4 protein-coding genes and 2 pseudogenes are annotated in these 3,576 nt (G+C 53.0%); 4 read left to right on the plus strand and 2 right to left on the minus strand.

All coding sequences use genetic code 11. The annotated features are described in order from the left end of the window. The first annotated feature begins 174 nt into the window (after positions 1-174). Together CLV89_RS22105 and CLV89_RS22110 are read left to right on the plus strand one after the other, a co-directional pair. Positions 175-975, plus strand: a complete 801-nt coding sequence (locus CLV89_RS22105; protein WP_106165732.1) for a class I SAM-dependent methyltransferase — start codon at positions 175-177, stop codon at positions 973-975. A gap of 291 nt (positions 976-1,266) precedes the next feature. Next, positions 1,267-1,938, plus strand: a complete 672-nt coding sequence (locus CLV89_RS22110) for a deiodinase-like protein (protein WP_165798197.1) — start codon at positions 1,267-1,269, stop codon at positions 1,936-1,938. On the opposite strand, the gene CLV89_RS22510 is transcribed toward CLV89_RS22110, so the two are convergent. Next, positions 1,935-2,273, minus strand: coding sequence for a hypothetical protein (locus tag CLV89_RS22510; protein ID WP_133166788.1), 339 nt, complete (start codon positions 2,271-2,273; stop codon positions 1,935-1,937). The genes CLV89_RS22110 and CLV89_RS22510 overlap by 4 nt on opposite strands. 63 nt (positions 2,274-2,336) lie before the next feature. On the opposite strand from CLV89_RS22510, the gene CLV89_RS22115 reads away from it, so the two are divergent. Then, entirely contained in the window at positions 2,337-2,864 is a 528-nt protein-coding gene (locus CLV89_RS22115; RefSeq protein WP_279327920.1) for a DUF1415 domain-containing protein, read from the plus strand. A 324-nt stretch (positions 2,865-3,188) separates the two neighbouring features. Here the strand turns inward: CLV89_RS22115 and CLV89_RS22120 are convergent. Further along, a pseudogene (locus CLV89_RS22120) lies at positions 3,189-3,374 on the minus strand (integrase core domain-containing protein); the annotation flags it as partial. Between the two features lie 69 nt (positions 3,375-3,443). On the opposite strand from CLV89_RS22120, the pseudogene CLV89_RS23105 reads away from it, so the two are divergent. Then, positions 3,444-3,576 (plus strand): annotated as a pseudogene (locus tag CLV89_RS23105) (IS3 family transposase); the annotation flags it as partial.

Below are 3,576 nucleotides of genomic sequence, written 5' to 3' on the forward strand. Positions count from 1 at the left end.
AGCGTAACAAGGCGGTATCGCCTCAGACTGCCCAACAAAATATGCGCCGTACCCATCCCCAACGCACAAAACCAAACGACTTTTTCAACGAAATCAGCCCAATCTTCATGATGCTGCGCCAATCATGAAAGTCTGCTATCGTGAACTTGATTGCATTAAGGGGAACCTTTGTTGATGGCCGATCCTTTTCAGGACGTAGACGCAGCGGGCGAGGAATTCATTGCAGCATTCGCTGACTCGATGGATGCCAGACAATCCGACCCCAAAATGGAGAGCATCGTTGCATCGTACCTTTCGAAATTAAAATTTGCGGAAGGCAGCCTCACCGTCGAGGTCGGGGCTGGTGCCGGTGCTGTTACCAGGCGGATTGCAGCGAAGGCCGAGCCTGAACAGGTCATGGCCTTCGAACCATCCTCTGGCTTTGTTCGGGTGGCCAGAGAGCGCGCGAAACAGCACACCAATGTAACCTTTGAAGTCGCGGACGGGACTGCATTGCCACTTGATGACCATTCGGTTTGCAACCTCATAATGCATACCGTCCTGACTCATGTGGTGGACCCCGTTCCGCTTCTTCAAGAGGCGCGGCGTGTTCTTAAATCGGATGGTTGTCTTGTGGTGTGCGATGCGGACTTTTCAAAAGCTAGCCTGAGCAACAGCGCGAACGATCCGCTCGACGCTTGCGCACGCGCCTTCGTCAATGAGTTTGTGACTGACCCATATATCGTCGCGAAAATGCGTTCTTTGATGACAGCGACCGATTTTGAAGTGACCGATTTTGATGTCCAAAGCCGAACAATTGCGGACAATGAACAAATGCTGCCCTGGGTCGAAGAAACTGCAAAGCGGATGCTTGAGCGGGGCGAGATCGGTGAGGAGCTGTTTGGCGGCCTTGTCGCTGAGTACAAGCGCCGGGCAGCAGCCGGAACGCTTTACGGTCATCAGGTATTTGCGACCGCCATTGCCAAGCCAAGTTAGTGCCCCTTAAAGTCCGTATGTTTCGGTACCAACGGCTTGAAAACAGGACAGCAGACATTTTCTCCAATCCGACGACAGTCAGCTTCGTCCTTGTCCGCAGTGTGTGAGTTCAGAGGCGCCGCAATGAACGGTAGCGACGCCCTGTATCGGGCATTCGTACCTCACACAGCGGATGGCCGCGAAGAGCCCAACCTACTGAATGCTGCGTCATACTCAGATGTCGCCTTTGGTGACATACCTTTCAGGTATGCGTTGGTTCCTGCTATTGTGTGGGTCAGGAGGGATGTTTCTATGAGTAGAATTGCATTCGAAATGCGGGACCAGATGGATGACCTGTCGGAAGCCGATTTCAAAGACACAATGGGCTTGAGCAAATCTGAATTCCGCGACTACCTAAGAACGGCTGCAGACCAAGAGGACAACTGCCTTGCGCAAGAGGGCGAACCTGCACCCAACTTTGCCGCTCACACTCTGAACGCCGAAGGAAGTATCTCTTCCGGACTTCTGAACCTGTCCGATCTTCGTGGCGCACCTGTCTCGCTGATATTTGGGTGTTACACATGCCCGGTTTTCCGTCGCCAATCAGATAGGATGAAGCAACTGATTAAACACTACGATGGACGGGTTCAGTTTGTGTTTGTCTATGTGTTGGAGGCGCATCCAACAGATGGATGGAACACTGAATCAAACAGAGCGACCGGAGTAATGTATGCCCAGACCATCAATTTGGAGGACCGTGCCAAAGTAGCCAATGACTGGCGAAGCGCATACGAATTCGAGAATCCGGTTGTTCTTGATTGGCCTGACAATCGAATAAACGCGGATTATGCTGGAGAACCAGAACGGCTTTATGTGCTGGACGGTGACGGCATCGTGACATTCAAATCGGAACAGGGGCCATACTATGACAACCATCTCGAGGACTGGGCCGCCGCTCTAGAAAAAGTCGTTCTCTCAAATTAGGCAAACTTACATCCGCGAAATCCCTGGGTCTCAATATTCAGACGCGGCCAATTTGCCTTACAACCCGGAACCAGCGGTACGACCAACTCGCAAGGCCGTTTCGTCCGCTGACCGACGATCAAGCCGCCGAAATGCTGTGCGATGCACGAACGGCTGGTCTGGTGAAGCTGCACTGCGGCAAAGGCTTCACTGGTGAGCGGCGGCAGTCGGCCGTTCTCGGCTATGGCGCAGGATGGCATGACACGATAGACGGTAGTGACTGCACCGTTTCGATGGGTTTCGCTTTCGTAAACAATTAGGAACCATGGGCAGAACGTGCATAAAGTCTCAAACATGAAGGGATCCATTACATCAAAAAGCGCGAACCAAAGACATTATCGACAGCTCATCAAGACGTGGTGAAAAACACACGTCGATGGCTTGAACACATGGTGGTGGGATTAAATCTGTGCCCATTTTCCTCGAGCGTCATATCCCGAGACCAAGTCCACTATGCCATATGTGACGCCACGACCGATGCACATCTAAAGCGGTTTTTTTTGACGGAACTGCAGCGCCTGCTCGTGACCAACGAAAATGACATCGCTACCAGCCTGCTAATGTTTACCCAAGGTCTAGAAGAGTTCGATGATTACCTCGACTTACTCGATTGGTTTCAGCAACTCTTGGAGCAAGCAGAGCTGACAGAGGATGTGCAACTGGCATCCTTTCATCCTCGGTACCAATTTGACGGTGTGGCACCGGACGATCTAAGCCATTTCACCAATCGCTCGCCCTATCCAACCATACATCTTCTGCGTCAAGACCAGATGACCAAAACCCTCGCGCACGTTGCGGACCCAGAGATGATTTATTTGGATAACATAGAAACGTTGAATAAGCTTGGTCGCCGACAGGTCGAGGCACTCTGCCCCTGGGGGAAATAAGGCTGATTGCGGTGGCCTGTAATCGCGTCCGGCGTCAAAGCTCTTTGGGACCAAAGGTGGATTAAGCTAAGAGAGCGTTTGGCTCATCAGGTTTGGGGAAATGCTATGGTACAGCTCTGTGGTACTCGGCAGCAAATTCGGCGGCGTAAACCTTGGACGAGTCACAGTGCAGCACCGAAACCCCCAGCGTCTGGTCTGGGGAAGCTGCATCGCAGTCTTAGATGGTCTAGCCAAGATCGGCTGTGGGCCGGAAGCGATGCAGCGCGGGGCGATCAGGCGCTTGCCCCTTCTGATGTGCCCCCATAGAGTGGTCCAATTTGAATGTTAATGCATCGTCGGTCTTTGGTCTATCAGGACGATGCTTTTGGGCGCTGGGGGCCGGTATCCTAAGGCGCTGTGGGGCCTAACCGTGTTGTAGTGGCGACGCCAGCGTTCGATGAGGATCTGTGCTTCACGCAGCGTGGTGAAGACCTCGCCGTTTAATAACTCATCCCGGAAGCGGGCGTTGAAGTGGAGTGCCCCCACTGAAGTGGTCCACCTTTTGGGATAGGAATATCCCGTTTTCAGGAGGACGACGAGATGTCAGGCAAACGAGAGAAGCCCGAGGACATCGTGCTGAAGCTGCGACAGGTTGAGGTGCTGCAAGGGCAAGGGGAGCTCGGTTCAGGAAGCCGTTCGGCAAATCGGTGTGACGGCTCAGACTTACTACCGG

The sequence above is a fragment of the Tritonibacter scottomollicae genome, assembly GCF_003003215.1.
In the GTDB taxonomy this organism is placed as follows: Bacteria; Pseudomonadota; Alphaproteobacteria; order Rhodobacterales; family Rhodobacteraceae; genus Epibacterium; species Epibacterium scottomollicae.